This is a genomic window from Shinella zoogloeoides (assembly GCF_033705735.1).
Lineage (GTDB): Bacteria > Pseudomonadota > Alphaproteobacteria > Rhizobiales > Rhizobiaceae > Shinella > Shinella zoogloeoides_A.
In genome coordinates this window covers 1076060-1093964 of the sequence record NZ_CP131131.1, presented here as the reverse complement: position 1 = coordinate 1093964, position 17905 = coordinate 1076060, and the positions used below count along the sequence as shown (strand labels likewise).

14 protein-coding genes are annotated in these 17905 nt (G+C 66.1%); 13 read left to right on the top strand and 1 reads right to left on the bottom strand.

The genetic code is table 11. From position 1 onward, the window contains the following. Positions 1 to 114: 114 nt before the first annotated feature. The 11 genes from ShzoTeo12_RS22795 (at position 115) to ShzoTeo12_RS22745 (ending at position 14440) form a co-directional block, all read left to right on the top strand. Complete coding sequence (locus tag ShzoTeo12_RS22795) at positions 115 to 969, top strand: DeoR/GlpR family DNA-binding transcription regulator (RefSeq protein ID WP_413251165.1); 855 nt, start codon at positions 115 to 117, stop codon at positions 967 to 969. 69 nt (positions 970 to 1038) lie between these two features. Continuing rightward, on the top strand, positions 1039 to 2565 hold the full coding sequence (locus tag ShzoTeo12_RS22790) for an FGGY-family carbohydrate kinase (RefSeq protein ID WP_318912581.1): 1527 nt from the start codon (positions 1039 to 1041) through the stop codon (positions 2563 to 2565). Positions 2566 to 2576: 11 nt separating this feature from the next. Then, positions 2577 to 4250 (top strand): glycerol-3-phosphate dehydrogenase/oxidase, encoded by a 1674-nt coding sequence (locus ShzoTeo12_RS22785; RefSeq protein WP_318912580.1) that lies wholly within the window; start codon positions 2577 to 2579, stop codon positions 4248 to 4250. A gap of 86 nt (positions 4251 to 4336) precedes the next feature. After that, positions 4337 to 6037, top strand: coding sequence for a dihydroxyacetone kinase family protein (locus ShzoTeo12_RS22780; protein ID WP_318912579.1), 1701 nt, complete (start codon positions 4337 to 4339; stop codon positions 6035 to 6037). Positions 6038 to 6343: 306 nt separating this feature from the next. Beyond that, positions 6344 to 7171: a phosphogluconate dehydrogenase C-terminal domain-containing protein gene (locus ShzoTeo12_RS22775; RefSeq protein WP_318912578.1), complete on the top strand. Its 828-nt coding sequence runs from the start codon at positions 6344 to 6346 to the stop codon at positions 7169 to 7171. A gap of 116 nt (positions 7172 to 7287) precedes the next feature. After that, positions 7288 to 8229 carry a D-ribose ABC transporter substrate-binding protein gene (locus tag ShzoTeo12_RS22770; protein ID WP_318912577.1) on the top strand — a complete coding sequence of 314 codons (942 nt, stop codon included), beginning with the start codon at positions 7288 to 7290 and terminating at the stop codon, positions 8227 to 8229. A 66-nt stretch (positions 8230 to 8295) separates the two neighbouring features. Further along, a complete protein-coding gene (locus tag ShzoTeo12_RS22765; protein WP_318912576.1) occupies positions 8296 to 8931 on the top strand; it encodes a DUF2291 family protein in 636 nt (211 codons plus the stop codon). 1 nt (position 8932) lies between these two features. Continuing rightward, a complete protein-coding gene (locus ShzoTeo12_RS22760) occupies positions 8933 to 10477 on the top strand; it encodes a sugar ABC transporter ATP-binding protein (RefSeq protein WP_318912575.1) in 1545 nt (514 codons plus the stop codon). Further along, complete coding sequence (locus ShzoTeo12_RS22755; RefSeq protein ID WP_318912574.1) at positions 10477 to 11541, top strand: ABC transporter permease; 1065 nt, start codon at positions 10477 to 10479, stop codon at positions 11539 to 11541. The genes ShzoTeo12_RS22760 and ShzoTeo12_RS22755 overlap by 1 nt, the downstream gene beginning before the upstream one ends. Before the next feature lie 2 nt (positions 11542 to 11543). Continuing rightward, a complete protein-coding gene (locus ShzoTeo12_RS22750; RefSeq protein ID WP_318912573.1) occupies positions 11544 to 12578 on the top strand; it encodes a Gfo/Idh/MocA family oxidoreductase in 1035 nt (344 codons plus the stop codon). Beyond that, entirely contained in the window at positions 12575 to 14440 is a 1866-nt protein-coding gene (locus tag ShzoTeo12_RS22745; protein WP_318912572.1) for a hypothetical protein, read from the top strand. The genes ShzoTeo12_RS22750 and ShzoTeo12_RS22745 overlap by 4 nt, the downstream gene beginning before the upstream one ends. Here the strand turns inward: ShzoTeo12_RS22745 and ShzoTeo12_RS22740 are convergent. Beyond that, complete coding sequence (locus ShzoTeo12_RS22740; RefSeq protein WP_318912571.1) at positions 14437 to 15153, bottom strand: transcriptional regulator NanR; 717 nt, start codon at positions 15151 to 15153, stop codon at positions 14437 to 14439. The two genes, ShzoTeo12_RS22745 and ShzoTeo12_RS22740, sit on opposite strands and share 4 nt — an antisense overlap. Before the next feature lie 149 nt (positions 15154 to 15302). Here ShzoTeo12_RS22740 and oiaX point away from each other — a divergent pair, with 149 nt between their 5' ends. Together oiaX and ShzoTeo12_RS22730 are read left to right on the top strand one after the other, a co-directional pair. Then, complete coding sequence (oiaX, locus tag ShzoTeo12_RS22735; RefSeq protein WP_318912570.1) at positions 15303 to 16559, top strand: 3-oxo-isoapionate-4-phosphate decarboxylase OiaX; 1257 nt, start codon at positions 15303 to 15305, stop codon at positions 16557 to 16559. A 3-nt stretch (positions 16560 to 16562) separates the two neighbouring features. Then, the gene (locus tag ShzoTeo12_RS22730) at positions 16563 to 17858 is read left to right on the top strand and encodes a four-carbon acid sugar kinase family protein (protein ID WP_318912569.1); all 1296 of its coding nucleotides are present in this window, start codon (positions 16563 to 16565) and stop codon (positions 17856 to 17858) included. The last annotated feature ends 47 nt before the right edge of the window (positions 17859 to 17905 follow it).

Genomic DNA, 17905 nt, shown 5'->3' with positions numbered 1-17905 from the left:
TCCCGGGAGCGCCCATCCGCGGGCGCTCCCATTTCGCATTCCCGGGCTTTTCCGGGCCAGCTTGGCATTTTCCTTGCCGCCCGATACGAGATACGAAACCTCTATCCTCGAAGCATGGCAGGGCCTCCGGTGAACAAGAAAGTCGACGTCAAGGATTTGCTTTCGGAAGAATTGCCGAGCGACAGCCGGCATGCGCGCCAGCTCGTGCGGCGCCAGATGATCGCCGAGACGGTGATCGCCGAAGGCTCGATCCGCATCGAGGACCTGACCGAGCGCTTCGGCATCAGTCTCATGACGGCGCACCGCGACGTCGACGATCTCGTCAGCCGCGGCCTCTTCCGCAAGACGCGCGGCATCGTCTCCGCCGCGCCGACCAGCCTCATCGAATCCTCCGACGTCTACCGTGCCACCCGGCAGGCGAAGGAGAAGAAGGCGGTCGCGAAGGCCGCCATGCAGTTCGTCGAGCCGGGCCAGGCGATCTTCATGGACGACGCCACGACCGTGCACGAGATGACGCGGTTCCTGCCGGCCAAGGTGCCGCTGACGGTCATCACCAACTCGCTCGTCCTCATCAACGAACTGAAGGAGGTGAGCGACCTCAACCTCGTCTGTCTCGGGGGGCAGTTCTACAATTGGTGCAATGCCTTCATGGGGCACATCACCACCAACGAGATCCGCCGGCTGCGCGCCGATACCGTGTTCATGTCGCTGTCGGCCATCGTCGACGACGTGGTCTATCACCAGTCGCCCGAGACGGTGGAGACCAAGCGGGCGATGTTCGAAAGCGCGGCAAGGCGCGTGCTTCTGGCGGACCACACCAAATTCGAGCGGCGCGCGCTGCATCACTTCGCGACGCTCAAGGAATTCGACGCCGTGATCGTCGACGAGGATATCCCGATCTCCCACCTGTCGCGCATGCGCTCGAAGGGGATCAACGTGATTGTGGCGGACGGGGAACGGTCCGGCTGAGGGGACCGCCGCCGCGGCTGCCCCGATACCCGGTTCCGTTCCGCCGTTCGCCTGAGAATGGAGGCATGGATGCCCTGCATCATGGGTATAGACAGCGGCCTGACGGTGACGAAGGCCGTCATTTTCGACGCGGACGGCACGGTGCTCGCCATCGCCCGCCGGCGCGTTCCCCAGCTCATCCCCGCGCCGCAGCATGTCGAGCGCGACATGAACGGCCTGTGGGCCGCGACGGCCGACGCCATCCGCGAGGCTATCGCCGCATCAGGCCGCCCGGCCTCCGATATCGTGGCGATCGCCGCGACCGCCCACGGCGACGGCATCTACCTCCTCGATGAAGACAAAAGGCCGCTCGGCCCCGCCATCGTCTCGCTCGATACGCGCGCCGGGGCGATCGCCGACGCCTGGAACGAGGGCGAGGTCGGCGCCCGCGCGCTGGAGCTGACCGGCCAGCGCCCGCATGCCTCGGCGCCCTCCGCCATCCTGCGCTGGATCTTCGAGCACCAGCCGGAGCGTTATGCCCGCATCGCCCATTTCATCGCCGCCAAGGACTGGCTGCGCTTCTGCCTCTGCGGCACCATCGGCACGGACCGCACGGAGGCGAGCACTTCCTTCACGGATGTGACGACGCAGGACTATGCCGGGGATGCCTTCCGCCTCTTCGGGCTGGACCGCCTCGCCGGACGGCAGCCGCCGATGGCCGCTTCCACCGAGGTCGTCGGCGGCGTGACGGCGGAGACCGCATGCCTGACCGGACTGGTCGAGGGCACGCCCGTCATGGCGGGCCTGCACGACGTCACCGCCTCCGCGCTCGGCATGGGCGGCTATGGCGAAGGCGTGGTGGCCGTCATCGCCGGCACCTATTCGATCAACGAGACCGTCTCGCTCGAACCGAAGGTCGATGGCCGCTGGTTCTGCCGCAACGGCATACTGCCCGGCGAATGGAACAACATGTCCATCTCGCCCGCCTCGACCGCCAATTACGACTGGTTCATCGAGCAGTTCTGCGCCGCCGACGCCCGGCAGGCGGAGGTGGCCGGCGAGAGCATCCATGCGATCCTCGGCAGGGAATTCGAGGCGGCGCGCGAGCGGCCTTCGAGCACCTTCTTCCATCCCTACCTCTTCGGCTCGCCCTTCGGCGGTGCGTCGAGCGCCGGCTTCTACGGCCTCAATGCCTGGCACGACCGCGGCGATCTGGTCCGCGCGGTGCTGGAAGGCATCGCCTTCAACCACCGCGTCCATGTCGATGCGCTGCGCGACGGCTTTGCCCCCACCACCGCGCGCCTGACGGGCGGCGTCTCGCGCAATCCCGCCATGGCCGGCCTCTTCGCCGATATCCTCGGCATGCCCGTCACCGCGACGCGCACCGAGGAGGCGGCCGCCTGGGGCGCGGCGTTGTGCGCGGGTGCCGGCGCCGGCCTCTACGCCTCGCCCACCGACGATCCGCGCGACCTCGCGTCGATCGAGACGACCTACCAGCCGGACCCCGACCGGCAGCGTGCCTATGACGAGAAATACCGGGTCTTCCTCGATCTCGCCGAGGCGATGAAACCGCTCTGGCCGACGCTGCGGCGTCTCGGCGGGGCGGCGCAAGTTTAGGAATGCCGATCATGACAGAAACGACAGCCGGAACCGTCGAGACCTTCGACGTCATCGTCCTTGGCGCGGGCATCAACGGGGCAGGGCTCTTCCGCGATCTCTGCCTGCAGGGGCTGAAATGCCTGATCGTCGACAAGGCCGATTTCGGCTCCGGCACCAGCGCCGCGCCTTCGCGCCTCATCCATGGCGGCATCAAGTATCTGGAGACCGGCGAACTCGGCCTCGTTGCGCAGTCGACGCTGGAGCGCAACCTCCTGCTGCGCAACGCGCCGCATTGCGTGGAGCCGCTGCCGACCTTCATTCCCTCCTTCTCGCTGACGAAGGGCGCGTTCGCGGCGCTGCGCACGCTGCTCGGCTCCACCACCGCCCCGCGCAGCCGCGGCGCGCTCCTCATCAAGATCGGCCTTGCGCTCTACGATCTCTATGGCGCGCGCCACCGCGTCATGCCGAAGCACCAGTTCTTCTTCCGCCGCAAGGCGCTTCAGGAGATGCCGGCGATCACGCCGCGCATCGTCGCGGGCGGCATCTATTACGACGCCAAGATCAGCCGGCCCGAACGGCTCGTCTGGGAGCTGGTGCGCGACGGCCTCGACGCCAGCTCGGCCTCCCGCGCCATGAATGACACGACGCTGCTCGGGCAGGAAGACGGCGTGCTGCGGCTGCGGGATCCGCGAGGGATCGAGCGGCTTGCCCGCGCCGATATCGTCGTCAACGGGGCGGGGCCGTGGATCGACCACGTCAACGACACGCTCGGCGTTTCCGGCAAACTGATCGGCGGCACGAAGGGCTCTCATATCCTTCTGAAGCACCCGGAACTGGTGGAAAACCTCAAGGGCCGCATGATCTATTTCGAGGCGGACGACGGCCGCATCTGCCTCGTCTACGATTTCCTCGGCCTTGCGCTCGTCGGCTCGACGGATATCAAGGCGGACAATCCCGATACGGTGCGCTGCGAGGAGGACGAGATCGACTATTTCCTCGCCAGCCTCCGCTCACTCCTGCCGGCCCTGCAATTCGGCCGCGAGCAGATCGTCTATGCCTATAGCGGCATCCGCCCGCTGCCGGCCTCCGATGCCAGCCAGCCGGGCCTGATCAGCCGTGACCATTCGGCGCCCGTGGCGGAGCCGGCGGAGGGTCGGCCGTTTTCCGTCATCTCGCTCGTCGGCGGCAAGTGGACGACGTTCCGCGGCTTTGCCGAGGAGGTGGCCGACACGATCCTCTCCCGCCTCGGCCGGAACCGGGCGGTGAGCACGCAGATGCTGCCGATCGGCGGCGGGCGCGGCTTTCCGGTGGAGGCGGCCGAGCGGCGCGCGTGGATTTCCGGGCGCGCCGCGAAGAGCGGCCTGCCCGAGGCACGCGTCGAAGCGCTTCTTGCCCGCTACGGGACGACCGCCGATGCCGTCCTGGCCCACATCAAGGAGACGGGAGACGTATCGCTCGCCCATGTCGAAGGCTATAGCCGCGGCGAGATCGACTGGATCGCGCGCAACGAGATGGTCGAACATCTCGCCGATATCGTCATGCGCCGGACGACGCTCGCCATCGAAGGCAGGCTGACGGCCGAAGGGCTCGGCGAGATCGCGGCGATTGCCGCCGCAGCGCTGGGCTGGGATGAAGGTCGACAGGCGGACGAGCTTGCGCAGGTCACACGGCATCTGACGGCATTCAACCGCGTAAACCTTTGAGCGCATTCAGCTGAAGGCATCTTTGCTCTTTTCCCGATCTGGATCCTGTTGCATCTTCGCGGCTTGATTGCTTGCAGGAGGCCCCCATGACGAAGATCGTCGATGATCCGGAAACCTTTGCCGCCTCGGCGCTAGCGGGGTTTTCCCGCGTCTATGAACGCTACGTCCGGCTGGTGAAGGGGGGCGTGGTTCGCTCGACGGCGGTGCCTCCAGGCAAGGTTTCGGTGATCGTCGGCGGCGGGTCGGGGCATTATCCGGCCTTTGCCGGCTATGTCGGGCCGGGCATGGCGGACGCGGCGGTCGCCGGTGAGATCTTCGCCTCGCCCTCGACGGCGGCGGTCGCCCGTGTCTGCCGCAATGCGGACCATGGCGGGGGCATCATTCTCGGCTTCGGCAATTATGCCGGCGACGTACTCAATTTCGGCGTGGCGGCGGAGCGGCTGCGGGCGGAAGGCATCGATGTGCGCATCGTCACGGTGACGGACGATGTCGCGAGCGCGCCCGCCGACCGGCACCTGCAGCGCCGCGGCATCGCCGGCGATTTCGTGGTCTTCAAGGTGGCGGGCGCGGCCGCAGAGGCGGGGCTTGCGATCGACGAGGTCGAGCGCGTGACACGACTTGCCAACAGCCGCACCTTTTCGTTCGGCGTCGCTTTCGGCGGCTGCACGCTGCCGGGCGCGAAGGACCCGCTCTTCACCGTACCGAAGGGCATGATGGCGCTCGGCCTCGGCATCCACGGCGAGCCCGGCATCCGCGACACCGACATCGTTCCGGCGCGCGATCTGGCAAAGCTCCTGGTCGAGACCGTCCTGGCGGAGCGCCCGGCCGGCGCGCGCCGCGCCGCCGTGCTGCTGAACGGCCTCGGCGCGACCAAATACGAGGAGCTCTTCGTGCTCTGGGGCGCGGTCGAAGGCTATCTGCAGGCGGCGGGTGTCGATCCGGTCGCGCCCGAGGTCGGCGAATATGTCACCAGCCTCGACATGCAGGGCTGCTCCCTGACGGTCATGTGGCTCGACGAGGAACTGGAACGCTACTGGCTGGCCCCGTGCGACACGCCCGTCTTCCGTCGCGGCGAGACTTTCCATACGCAGCCGGCGGCCGTGCGGGATCGCGCGGAGGACGAAGCGCCGACCTTCGGCCTCGCGACGCCCGCCTCGCAGGAAGGTGCCGGGTGCCTTGCGGGTATCCTCGACGCCATGGTGTCGGCCCTTGGCGAGGCGGAAGCCGAGCTCGGCCGGATCGATGCCTTTGCCGGCGATGGCGACCACGGGCAGGGCATGCGGCGCGGCGCGACGGCCGCGCGTGAAGCGATCCATCAGGCCGTTGCCGGCGGCGCGGGTGCTAGGAGCGCGCTGGCGGTGGCAGGTGATGCCTGGGCGGACCGTGCGGGCGGTACGTCGGGCGCAATCTGGGGGCTTCTGCTCCGCTCCTGGAGCGGGGCGTTCACCGACGACGCGGCCCCGACAGGGGCGGATGTGGTCAGCGGCGCGCGCCTTGCCCTCGACGATGTGATGCGCCTCGGCGGAGCGAAGCCGGGCGACAAGACGCTCGTCGATGCGTTCGTGCCTTTCGTCGCCTCGCTGGAGGCGGCGAGTGCGGAGGGCGCACCGCTGAAAGAGGCCTGGGCCAAGGCAAGCGCTACCTGCGAAGAGGCGGCGCAGGCGACGGCGCCGCTTTCCCCACGGCTTGGCCGCGCCCGTCCGCTCGCCGAGCGCAGCATCGGCCATCCCGATGCCGGTGCGGTCTCGCTGGCGCTGATCGCAAGGACGATTTCAGTCCGATTGTGAGCGGCTGCCCTTGCCTGAACGCAACATGTTCAGTGTGACATTGAGCCGGGCGTCGCGTGACGTCCGGCTCTTTTTCTTTGTTCTGTATGAGGCATTATACGCGCTGTTTCAATCGCTTGAGTGCCTTCAGTGAAACTGAATTATCAAATAGTGGAAATGAGTATCACCACGCGATATCACATATTCAGAGAGATAGTTATTGACATGTTATACCAGTTGAGAAATATAGCCTCACGCCGGGTGCCCGGTGGAGGAAATTTCGGCTGACCATCACCGTCCGGCCGCATGCATTCAGGGAGGTCTTCGATGACATCGATCGCGCTATTCGGTGCCGGTGGCAAAATGGGGTATCGGCTCGCCAAGAACCTCAAAGGTTCGCGCTTCGACGTCCGCCATATCGAGGTGAGCGATGCCGGCAAGGCGCGCCTTGCCGACGATCTCGGTCTATCCTGCGTTTCCGCCGATGAAGGTCTCGCCGGCGCCGATGTCGTCATCCTCGCGGTTCCCGACACGGCGATCGGCAAGGTTGCCACTGGCATCGTCGACAAGCTGGCGCCCGGCACCATGATCGTCGTGCTCGATGCGGCCGCGCCCTTCGCCGGCCATCTGCCGGAGCGGGCGGATATCACCTATTTCGTCACGCATCCCTGCCATCCGCCGATCTTCAACGACGAGACGGATCCGGCCGCCAAGCGTGACTTCTTCGGCGGCATCGCCGCCAAGCAGCATATCGTTTCCGCCCTGATGCAGGGCCCGGAAGAGGCCTATGCGCTGGGCGAGGAGGTCGCGAAGGTCATCTGGGCGCCGGTCATGCGCTCGCACCGCGTGACGGTCGAGCAGATGGCGCTGCTGGAGCCAGGCCTGTCCGAAACCGTCTGCGCCTCGCTCCTCGTCGTCATGCGCGAAGCCATGGACGAATGCGTGCGCCGCGGCGTCGCCAAGGAAGCCGCCCGCGACTTCCTGCTCGGTCACATGAACGTCCTCGGCGCCGTCATTTTCGAGGAGACGCCCGGCGTCTTCTCCGATGCCTGCAACAAGGCGATCGAGTTCGGCAAGCCGGTCCTGATGAAGGACGACTGGAAGCGCGTCTTCGAACCTGAAGAAATCGCCGCAAGTATCCAGCGTATCACGTGAATACCGGCGGGCTTCGGCCCGCCGCGGGGCGCAATGCCCCATGAAAGATCGCACCGGATCGGCCGATTTCAATGGAGGGATGGCCGTGGAGGCCGGTGCTTAACCGGGAGGAAAACATGAAGGTTACCCGTAGACTGATCACCGTCGGCTTTGCTGCCGTCATGGCCGCAAGCGTTGCCGTGCCGGCTTTCGCCGCCGACCTCATCGCCATCATCACGCCGAGCCACGACAACCCCTTCTTCAAGGCCGAGGCCGTTGGCGCGGAAGCCAAGGCCAAGGAACTCGGCTACGAGGCGTTGGTGCTGGTGCATGACGACGACGCCAACAAGCAGTCGCAGCTCATCGACACGGCCATCGGCCGCGGCGCGAAGGCGATCATCCTCGACAATGCCGGCGCCGACGCTACGGTCGCCGCCGTTCAGAAGGCCAAGGATGCCGGCATCCCGTCCTTCCTGATCGACCGTGAGATCAATGCCGCCGGCGTCGCCGTCTCGCAGATCGTCTCGAACAACTATCAGGGCGCACAGCTCGGCGCCGAGGAATTCGTCCGGCTGATGGGCGAGAAGGGCAACTATGTCGAGCTCGTCGGCAAGGAATCCGACACCAATGCCGGCATCCGCTCCAAGGGCTATCATGACGTCATCGACGAATACCCGGACATGAAGATGGTCGCGCAGCAGTCGGCCAACTGGAGCCAGACGGAAGCCTATTCGAAGATGGAGACCATCCTCCAGGCCAACCCGGACATCCAGGGCGTCATCGCCGGCAACGACACCATGGCCATGGGCGCCATCGCAGCCCTGCAGGCGGCCGGCAAGAAGGACGTCATCGTCACCGGCTTCGACGGCTCGAACGACGTTCGCGACTCCATCAAGGCGGGCGGTATCAAGGCCACCGTGCTGCAGCCGGCCTATGCCCAGGCACAGCTCGCCGTCCAGCAGGCGCATGACCTCATCACCGGCGGCAAGAAGCCGGCCGAGGAAAAGCAGCTCATGGACTGCGTGCTGATCAACGCCGACAATGCCGACAAGCTCGAGACCTTCGCACTGAAGGACTGATCTTCGAGGGAGCGGGCGCGGGATGATCGTCATCCCGCGCCGCGCCATATGCCGGAGTACCCATCCATGCGCTTCAAGGCCGCCGCCGTCATCGTGTTCGCATCAGCCCTCGGGCTCGCGGGCTGCAAGTTCGTCAAGACTGCCGACAAGGACAAGGAGGATCAGGCCGGCGCCTTCGATCCCGACAAGCTCGTCGCTGAGATATGGGATGGCAAGGTCGTGCCCTATCTCGAAAAGCGTGCCGCGCCGCTGCCGGAGGTCCTTTCGGCGACGGCGGCCAATGCCGACGAGGCGGGGCAGAAATACGGATACAAGGCCAAGCAGGGCAACGCGCCCTGGACCTTCATCGCCAAGGTCGATGGAACTATCGTCGCGGAAGAGACGAAATCGCGCGCCGGCTATGTCGACGTGGATGTCGACGGCGACGCCAAGGCGGATGTGCGCGTTTCGATCGGCCCGGCCATTCGCGGCACGGCGCTGCGCGATAGCCTGGATTTCGTGGACTTCAATTCCTTCAAGAACCAGATCGAATGGGCGCAGTTCGGCAAGTCGTTCAACACTTATGTGAACCGCACGCTTCTCGAAAAGCTGCCGCGCGAGGGACTGACGGGCAAGACGATCAAGGCGACGGGCGCCTATCCGCTGCCGGCCGCCGGCCAGTTGCCACAGCTCGCTCCCGCCACCATCACCATCGGAGGCTGACATGAGCGGCATCGACGATGGCGACGTCATTCTCGAACTGAAGGACATCACGAAGGCCTATTCCGGCATCGTGGCGCTGAAGAAGGCGAACCTGAAGCTGCGGCGCGGCGCGGTGAATGTGCTGGTGGGCGAGAACGGCGCGGGCAAATCCACCATGATGCGCATCATTGCAGGCGTCGAGCGGCCGACGCTCGGCGAGATCTGGATGGAGGGCGAGCGCATCACCCTCGACAGTCCCGCCGATGCGGTGCGCCACGGCATCGGCATCGTCTTCCAGGAGTTGAACCTCTTCGGCAATCTTTCGGTCGCGGAGAACATCTTCGCCACCCGCGAGATCACCCGCGGCATCCGGGGCATCGATCACAAGGCGCAGGTCGAGAAGGCGAACGAGTTCCTGAACCGCCTCGAAGCCGGCATCTCGGCCGATACGCTGGCCGAGGACCTGCCGATCGGCCAGCAGCAGCTCGTCGAGATCGCCCGGGCGGTATCGCTCGATACCCGTATCCTCATCATGGACGAGCCGACCTCCGCGCTCAGCGCGGCGGAAGTCGACGTGCTCTTCCGGGTCATCGCCGACCTCAAGGCGCGCGGCGTCGCCATCGTCTATATCTCGCACCGGCTGGAAGAGCTGATGCGCATCGGCGACTACATCACGGTGCTGAAGGACGGCCAGATCACCGGCCATGCCATGGTCAAGGATATCGACACGCGCTGGATCGTGCGCTCGATGATCGGTTCCGACGCCAAGGATTTCGCCAAGCAGGTCGACCATGCGCCGGGCGCGGAAGTCTTCCGCACGCAGGATATCTGCCTGCCGCGCGCACAGGGCGGCTATGCGGTCGATCACGTTTCCATCGGCGTCCGCGCGGGTGAGATTCTCGGCATCTACGGCCTGATGGGCGCGGGGCGCTCCGAGCTTTTCGAATGCATCATGGGTCGGCACGAGCATGCGACCGGCAAGGTCTACGTCGATGGCAAGGAACTGAAGGGCCGCGATACGACCCGGCGCATCCGCGAGGGGCTGGCGCTGATCCCGGAAGACCGGCAGCGCGAAGGCCTCGTCCAGTCCATGTCGATTGCCGACAACCTGTCGATGGCAAGCCTCGGCCAGTTCGTGAGAGGCGGCTTCCATATCGATCTCAAGCTGGAGAAGAAGGCGATCCTCGATGCGATCCGCAATCTCTCCATCAAGGCGAAGAACCCGGAACTGGACGTCACCTCCATGTCGGGCGGCAACCAGCAGAAGGTGGTGATCGGCAAGGCGCTGATGACCGGGCCGAAGGTGCTGCTGATGGACGAGCCGAGCCGCGGCATCGATGTCGGCGCCAAGGCGGATGTCTTCCGCACCATGCGGCGGCTGGCGGGCGAGGGGCTCGCCATCCTCTTCTCCACCTCCGACCTCGAAGAGGTCATGGCGCTCTCCGACCGCATCGCCGTCATGAGCAACGGCCGCCTGGTGACGGTGGTGGATCGCAAGGACGCCACCGAGGAGATGATCGTCTCGGCCTCCGCGGAGGGACATAAAACCAAAAGGATGCATGCGTGATGACGACAGCGACGCAAACTGCCGCCGAAAACGGCCTCTCCACCGGATCGGCCCTGCTCACGCTGATGAAGCTGAGGACCTTCATCGCGCTCTTTGCGGTGATCATCTTCTTCTCGATCTTCGCGCCGAACTTCCTGTCGACCGCGAACATGATCCTGATGTCGAAGCACGCGACGCAGAACGCCTTCCTCGCCATCGGCATGACCTTCGTCATCATCACCGGCGGCATCGACCTTTCGGTCGGCTCCATCGTCGGCCTTTGCGGCATGATCGCCGGCGGGCTCATCATGTACGGCGTCGCCGTGCCCTTCGGCTACACGGTCTATTTCAACATCGTCGAGGTCGCGGTCATCGTCATGGCGGTCGGCGTCCTGATCGGCGCGGTCAACGGCCTGCTGATCACCCGCCTCAATGTCGCGCCCTTCATCGCCACGCTCGGCACGCTCTATGTAGCGCGCGGCATGGCGCTGCTCTATTCCGACGGCCAGACGCTGCCCAATCTCACCGGCCGGGAAGACCTCGGCAACCAGGGCTTTTCCTATCTCGGCTCGGGCACCATCCTCGGCCTGCCGGTCTCCGTCTGGATCCTCATCGTCGTCGCACTGGGCGCGGCCTATTTCGCCCGCTTCGTGCCGCTCGGCCGGCACATCTTCGCCGTCGGCGGCAACGAGCGCGCCTCGCGCATGTCCGGCATCCGCGTCAACCGCGTGAAAATGTTCGTCTACATGTTCTCCGGCTTTTGCGCGGCCATCGTCGGCCTCGTCATCTCCTCGGAGCTGATGGCCTCGCATCCGGCAACCGGCACGAACCTCGAACTGAACGCCATTGCGGCAGCCGTCCTCGGTGGTACATCCATGTCGGGCGGGCGCGGCACCATCGGCGGCACGATCATCGGCGCCTTCGTGATCGGCATCCTCTCCGACGGGCTGGTGATGATGGGCGTCAGCTCGTTCTGGCAGATGGTGATCAAGGGCCTCGTGATCATCGTGGCCGTGGTGGTCGACCAGGCGCAGCGCCGCCTCCAGCAGCGCGTGACCCTGATGCAGATGGCAAAGGCAAGCTGAGCATGGCGAAGTTCAAGGGTGCGTTGATCGGCTGCGGCTTCTTCGCCGTCAACCAGATGCATGGCTGGCGGGACCTGCCGGACGTGGAGATCGTCGCGATCTGCGACCGCGATCCCGAGCGGCTCGACATCGTCGGCGACCAGTTCGGCGTGGCGAGGCGCTATCGGTCAGCAGAGGAGATGTTCGCCGATGGCGGCTTCGATTTCGTCGATGTCGCGACGACGGTGGGCAGCCACCGCGCGCTGGTCGAGCTTGCCGCGCACCACAAGGTGCCGGTGATCTGCCAGAAGCCGTTCGCGCCGACGCTGGCGGATGCGAAGGCCATGGTCACCGCTGCCGAGGCGGCCGGCATTCCGCTGATGATCCACGAGAACTTCCGCTGGCAGACGCCGATCCTCGCGGTCAAGGCGGTGCTGGAGAGCGGCGCGATCGGCACGCCCTTCTGGGGTCGCGTCTCCTTCCGCTCGGGTTTCGACGTCTTTTCCGGCCAGCCCTATCTCGCCAAGGGCAAGCGCTTCATCATCGAAGATCTCGGCATCCACTCGCTCGATATCGCCCGCTTCCTCTTCGGCGATGCCGGCCGCATGACGGCCCGCACCAAGCGCATCAACCCGGAGATCGCCGGCGAGGACGTGGCGACCATGCTGCTCGACCACGACAACGGCATCACCTCCATCGTCGATGTCAGCTATGCCACGAAGCTGCCGGAGGAGCCCTTCCCGGAAACCTTCGTCGAGATCGACGCAAGCCAGGGCACGCTCCGCCTCGGCAAGGACTACGCGCTCACCGTCCATGGCCCGAAGGGCACGACACGAAGCGTCGTTGCGCCGAACCTGCTGCCCTGGGCCTCGCGCCCCTGGCACAATATCCAGGAAAGCGTCGCGCTCATCCAGAAGCACTGGATCGAGCGGCTTGCGGCGGGCGCGGAACCGGACACGTCCGGCCGCGACAACCTGAAGACCTTCGCCCTCGTCGAGGCCGCCTATCTCAGCGCCGAGCGCGGCGAGACCATCGCGCTGGAGGAGCTTCTCGGATGAGCGAGGACCTGCTCCGGCTCTATGGAACGCGCGAGCGGGAACCCGAAAGCCGTACGCTGATCGTTGGTGACCTCAGTGTCGCGTTGCAGGACGGCAATCTGCGCACGCTTCGCTATCGCGGCCACGAGGTACTGCGCGCCGTCTCCTTCCTCGTCCGGGACAAGGACTGGGGGACCTGCAATGCAGCCATCACCGATCTTTTTGCCGAAGAGACCGGGCAGGGCTTCTCCGTCACCTACAAGGCGCGCTTCACAGCCCCGTCGGGCGCCCATCTCGACTGTGCGATTGCGATCTCCGGTACGCCGGAGAGGGTGGCCTTTTCCGCCGATTGCGTCAGCGACGGAGATTTCGAGACCGCCCGCGCCGGCTTTGTCGTGCTGCATCCGGTCGTCGGCGTCGCCGGCGAGCCGGTCGAGGTGCGCCATGGCGACGGTAGTGTCGAGCATTCGCACTGGCCAGACCGGATCGAGCCATGGCAGCCCTTCAAGGATATCGCCGCTATCACCCACCGGGTCGTGCCGGGTATTTCGGCGACGACGGAGTTCCATGGCGGCGTCTTCGAGATGGAAGACCAGCGCAACTGGACCGATGGCTCCTACAAGACCTATGTGCGCCCGCTGGCGCTGCCCTGGCCCTATCTGGTGCCGAAGGACGAGCCGTTCAGCCAGCACGTGATCGTGGCAATCCAAGCACAGGCGGATGCGCCCGCCGTCGATGCGTCCGCGGCCGTTTCGCTGAAGCTTTCACCGACCGGTCTTCCCTTTCCCGAAATCGGCGTCGGGCTCCGGCCGGAGTGCCTTGCCGACGAGCGGACCGCCCTCGGCCTGCTACGGATGGTCGGCGCGCGCCACCTGATCGCGCATTTCGATCCCGTCGCGGGCCATGGTCTTTCGGCGCTGAAAGGCTATGCGGAGATCGCCGCCCGGTCCGGCCTCAAGGTGACGCTCGAACTGGCCGTGCCATGCCGGCGCCCGCTGGACGTGGAGATGAGCGAATTCGCCGCGCTGGTGCGGGAGGCAGGATTGCCGCTCGACACGCTCTTCGTCTGCCCCTCGGTGGACCGGCAGTCGACCCCGCCCGGCAGCGAATGGCCGGAATGCCCACCGCTGGAAGATGTCTATGCCGCCGCCCGCGCGGCCTTCCCCGGCGTGCGGCTCGGCGGAGGCATGATGAGCTATTTCACCGAGCTCAACCGCAAGCGCATTCCCGGCGCGCTCGTGGACTATGTCAGCCATTGCACCAACCCGATCGTGCACGCGGCCGATGACCTTTCCGTCATGCAGACTTTCGAGGCACTGCATCACGTCGTCCGTTCGGCGCGCGCCATCCATGGCGACAAGCCCTACCGCATCGGCCCCTCGACCATCGCCATGCGCCAGAACCCCTATGGCAGCGCGACGAAGGACAACCCGTCTGGATCGCGCATCCCCATGGCCAATGTCGATCCCCGGCACAATGGCGCCTTCGGCGCCGCCTGGGCGCTGGCCTATGCCGCGACCGTCGCGTCCGCCGGCCTCGAAGTCCTGACGCTCTCCACGCTGGCCGGGCCGTTCGGGCTTGTCGCCGGCGGGGGGGAGGCGACCGCGAAAGGCGAAATGCGGCCGCTTGCGCATGTCCTCTCGCGGCTCGGCGCCCTTGCCGGGCAGGCGGTTATTGCCGTGGAGACGTCGCTGCCCGATGCGGTGCTGGGGCTCGCTACGAAGGAGCGCATCCTCCTCGCCAACATCACGCCCGAGACGCAGGCCGTCACCCTTGGCGCAACGCCGCGCCGGGTTGCGCTGATCGCGGCTGATGGGGAGGAATTGCCGGCGGGCGGACTGATCACACTGCCGCCCTATGCCTGTATCGAGGTGCTGCTCTAGTTCGGGGCCTTAAGCGCATAGAGAGCGCGGGAACGTTCGAGGTGCTTGATCATCGCCTTTTCGGCAAGGTCCGCATTGCCGTTCTCGATGGCGCGGATGATTTCCTCGTGCTCGGCGAGCGTGAAATTCTCGCGGCCCGTCCAGATGAGCATTTCCGTATGGTAGGATTTCAGCCATCCCAGCATCGCGCCGCTGACGGCCGCGAAGATCGGATTGCCGGAAATCCGGGCGATGCACTGGTGGAACTCCATGTCCGCGTCGATGAAGGCGTCCGCATCGCCGAGGCTCTGCTTCTGCTTTTCGAGAAGGGCGCGAAGCTCGGCGATCTGTTCCGCCGTCGCCCGGGTCGCCGCCTCGCGGATCATGCCGCGCTCGAAGAAGATGCGGGCGCTTTTCAAGTGCTCCAGCGTGTCGGAGGAGCCGGAGAGCATCATCTTCGCCGGCAGGTCCACCTGGCGGATGATCGTCTCGGCGGTGATGCGCAGCACCTTGGCGCGCTCGCCCTGCGAGATCTCGACAAGGCCCTTGCCGGCGAGCGCCTGCATGGCTTCGCGGATGGCAGGACGGCCGACACCGTAGCGCTCCATGAGTTCCCGCTCGGAGGGCATCTCGTCACCGGCCTTGAGCTCGCCGGTTTCGATCATGTGCTTGAGCCGCGCGAAGACTTCGTCGGAGAGTTTCTTGCGGACGATCGGTTCGGAAACGACGTTCATGAGTCACCTGGTTTCGACAGGTTGGAATATGCACCAAGTCCCGCTGCTGCAACAGCTTTCGCAATGCCGGCTTGCAATAACATAAATACTCATTATACCAGCTGGAGAGGTTTCACAAGCGGCCTGCCGTGCGCCGCGGAGGAGAAGACGTGATCCGCCTGACCTATCGGATAGAGACGCCCGGCTCGGTGGAAGCCATGGCGACGAAAATCGCCAGCGACCAGTCGACCGGCACGTTCGTGGCCCTGCCGGGCGAGACGGAGGAGCTGAAGGCGCGGGTGGCGGCCCGCGTCGTCGCCATCCGCCCCCTGCCGCCGGCCGACCGCGCCTCTTTTCCCGATGAAGGCGGCGGCGCCGGGCCGTTCAACCGCGCCGATGTCGATATCGATTTCCCGATGGATGCCGTCGGGACCGACCTTGCCGCCCTGATGACCATCGCGATCGGCGGCGTCTTCTCGATCAAGGGCATGACGGGCATCCGCATCGTCGGCATGAAGCTGCCGCGGGAATTCGCCGCCGCCCATCCCGGTCCGCAATTCGGCATTCCGGGCAGCTTCGCGCTGACCGGCGTGAAGGACCGGCCGATCATCGGCACCATCGTCAAACCGGCGCTCGGCCTTCGCCCGCACGAGACGGCGGAGATGGTGGGCGAGCTCATCGAGGCAGGCGTCGACTTCATCAAGGACGACGAGAAGCTGATGAGCCCGGCCTATTCGCCGCTTGAGGAACGCGTCGCCGCGATCATGCCGAAGATCCTCGACCACGAGCAGAAGACCGGCAAGAAGGTGATGTATGCCTTCGGCATCAGCCATGCCGACCCGGACGAGATGATGCGCAACCACGACATGGTGCTGCAGGCGGGCGGCAATTGCGCCGTGGTCAACATCAATTCCGTCGGCTTCGGCGGCCTTGCCTTCCTGCGCAAGCGCTCAGGGCTGGTGCTGCACGCGCACCGCAATGGCTGGGACATACTCACGCGCCATGCCGGGCTCGGCTTCGAATTCTCCGTCTGGCAGCAGTTCTGGCGCCTGCTCGGCGTCGACCAGTTCCAGATCAATGGCATCCGCGTGAAATACTGGGAGCCGGACGAGAGCTTCGTGCGCTCCTACAAGGCGGTGACGGCCCCGCTGTTTTCCGGGAAGGACGTGGCCCTGCCGGTCATCGGCTCCGGCCAATGGGGAGGACAGGCACCGGACACGATCGCCGCGACGGGCGGCTCGACGGACCTGCTCTATCTGTGCGGCGGCGGCATCGTCAGCCATCCGGGCGGGCCGGGCGCCGGGGTGAAGGCGGTGAAGCAGGCCTGGGAGGCCGCGGTCGCCGGTATCCCGCTGGAGGTCTATGCCCGCGAGCATCCCGACCTTGCCCGATCCATCGAGAAGTTTTCCGGCGGCAAGGGGGCCTGAACCATGGCGCGGCCATTGATCAGCTATTACGGCGACGATTTCACCGGCTCGACCGATGTCATGGAGGCGCTCGCCTCCAACGGGGTCGATACCGTGCTGTTCCTCAAGGTGCCGGACGCCGCCCTCCTGTCCCGCTTTGCCGGCGCCCGTGCTTTCGGCCTTGCCGGCACGAGCCGCAGCGAAACGCCGGACTGGATGGATATCCATCTGCGCGAGGCCTTCGGCTGGCTGAAGACGCTTGATGCCGAGCTCTGCCACTACAAGGTCTGCTCGACCTTCGATTCCGCGCCGCATGTCGGCAATATCGGCCGGGCGATCGAGATCGGCCGGCAGGTTTTCGAGACGACGACCGTGCCGCTCATCGTCGGCGCGCCGCAGATCCGGCGCTATACGGCTTTCGGCGAGCTCTTCGCCGCCTATCAGGGCCGCAACTATCGCATCGACCGCCACCCGGTGATGTCCCGCCATCCCGTCACGCCGATGGACGAGGCCAACCTGCTTCTCCATCTCGCCCGCCAGACCGCGCTGACGAGCGCGCATATCGACAATGTGGCCCTCCTTGCCGATCCCGCGCTCGAGGCGGCCGATATCCTCCTTCTCGACGTGCTGGACCACGCGACGCAGGCGGCGGCCGGCAAGATGCTGTGGGAGCGGCTGCGCGCCGGAAACCGATTCGTCTGCGGCTCCTCGGGCGTGGAATACGCCCTTATTTCCGCCTGGCACGAGGCCGGGCTGGTTGGAGACAAGCCAGACTTTGCGGCGGCAGGGGCCGTTGACCGGATCGCGGTGGTCTCCGGCAGCGTCTCGCCCACCACCGAACGCCAGATCCGCCATGCCCTTGCGAACGGTTTCGAGGGCATTGCCATCGATCCGCTGGCGCTGTCCGGCGCTGCCGCGGAGACGGCCATCGCCGAAGCGGTCGAAGTTGGCCTGCGGGTCCTTGAGACCGGGCGCAGCGTCGTGCTCTATACCGCGCTCGGCCCGGCGGCGGATCGGGGCGGGGAATTCGGTTCCGGCGCCCGCCACCGGCTCGGCCGGGCGCTCGGGCGCATCCAGTCGGAGCTTGTCGCCCGGGCAGGTCTTTCCCGCGTCGTGGTGGCGGGCGGCGATACGTCCAGCCACGCGCTCGGAGAAATGGGCATTTCCGCGCTGACCCTGAAGATGCCGCTGCCCCAGACGCCGGGTTCGCCTCTCTGCACCGTGCATGGCGGCGCGAGCGACGGGCTGCAACTGGCGCTCAAGGGCGGACAGGTCGGCGGAGACGACTACTTCTCGATGATCCGGGCGGGCAGGGTCTAGCCGCCCGGCGCCCGCGCAGGCGGGAACAAAACCGGCCTCTCGTCTGT

Excerpts from the sequence above, each read along its gene's own strand:
- ShzoTeo12_RS22730 (WP_318912569.1), top strand. The coding sequence starts at position 16,563 with ATGGCGCGGCCATTGATCAGCTATTACGGCGACGATTTCACCGGCTCG.
- ShzoTeo12_RS22755 (WP_318912574.1), top strand. The coding sequence starts at position 10,477 with ATGACGACAGCGACGCAAACTGCCGCCGAAAACGGCCTCTCCACCGGA.
- ShzoTeo12_RS22780 (WP_318912579.1), top strand. The coding sequence starts at position 4,337 with ATGACGAAGATCGTCGATGATCCGGAAACCTTTGCCGCCTCGGCGCTA.
- ShzoTeo12_RS22775 (WP_318912578.1), top strand. The coding sequence starts at position 6,344 with ATGACATCGATCGCGCTATTCGGTGCCGGTGGCAAAATGGGGTATCGG.
- ShzoTeo12_RS22785 (WP_318912580.1), top strand. The coding sequence starts at position 2,577 with ATGACAGAAACGACAGCCGGAACCGTCGAGACCTTCGACGTCATCGTC.
- ShzoTeo12_RS22770 (WP_318912577.1), top strand. The coding sequence starts at position 7,288 with ATGAAGGTTACCCGTAGACTGATCACCGTCGGCTTTGCTGCCGTCATG.
- ShzoTeo12_RS22760 (WP_318912575.1), top strand. The coding sequence starts at position 8,933 with ATGAGCGGCATCGACGATGGCGACGTCATTCTCGAACTGAAGGACATC.
- ShzoTeo12_RS22740 (WP_318912571.1), bottom strand. The coding sequence starts at position 15,153 with ATGAACGTCGTTTCCGAACCGATCGTCCGCAAGAAACTCTCCGACGAA.
- ShzoTeo12_RS22795 (WP_413251165.1), top strand. The coding sequence starts at position 115 with ATGGCAGGGCCTCCGGTGAACAAGAAAGTCGACGTCAAGGATTTGCTT.
- ShzoTeo12_RS22745 (WP_318912572.1), top strand. The coding sequence starts at position 12,575 with ATGAGCGAGGACCTGCTCCGGCTCTATGGAACGCGCGAGCGGGAACCC.
- ShzoTeo12_RS22750 (WP_318912573.1), top strand. The coding sequence starts at position 11,544 with ATGGCGAAGTTCAAGGGTGCGTTGATCGGCTGCGGCTTCTTCGCCGTC.
- ShzoTeo12_RS22790 (WP_318912581.1), top strand. The coding sequence starts at position 1,039 with ATGCCCTGCATCATGGGTATAGACAGCGGCCTGACGGTGACGAAGGCC.
- ShzoTeo12_RS22765 (WP_318912576.1), top strand. The coding sequence starts at position 8,296 with ATGCGCTTCAAGGCCGCCGCCGTCATCGTGTTCGCATCAGCCCTCGGG.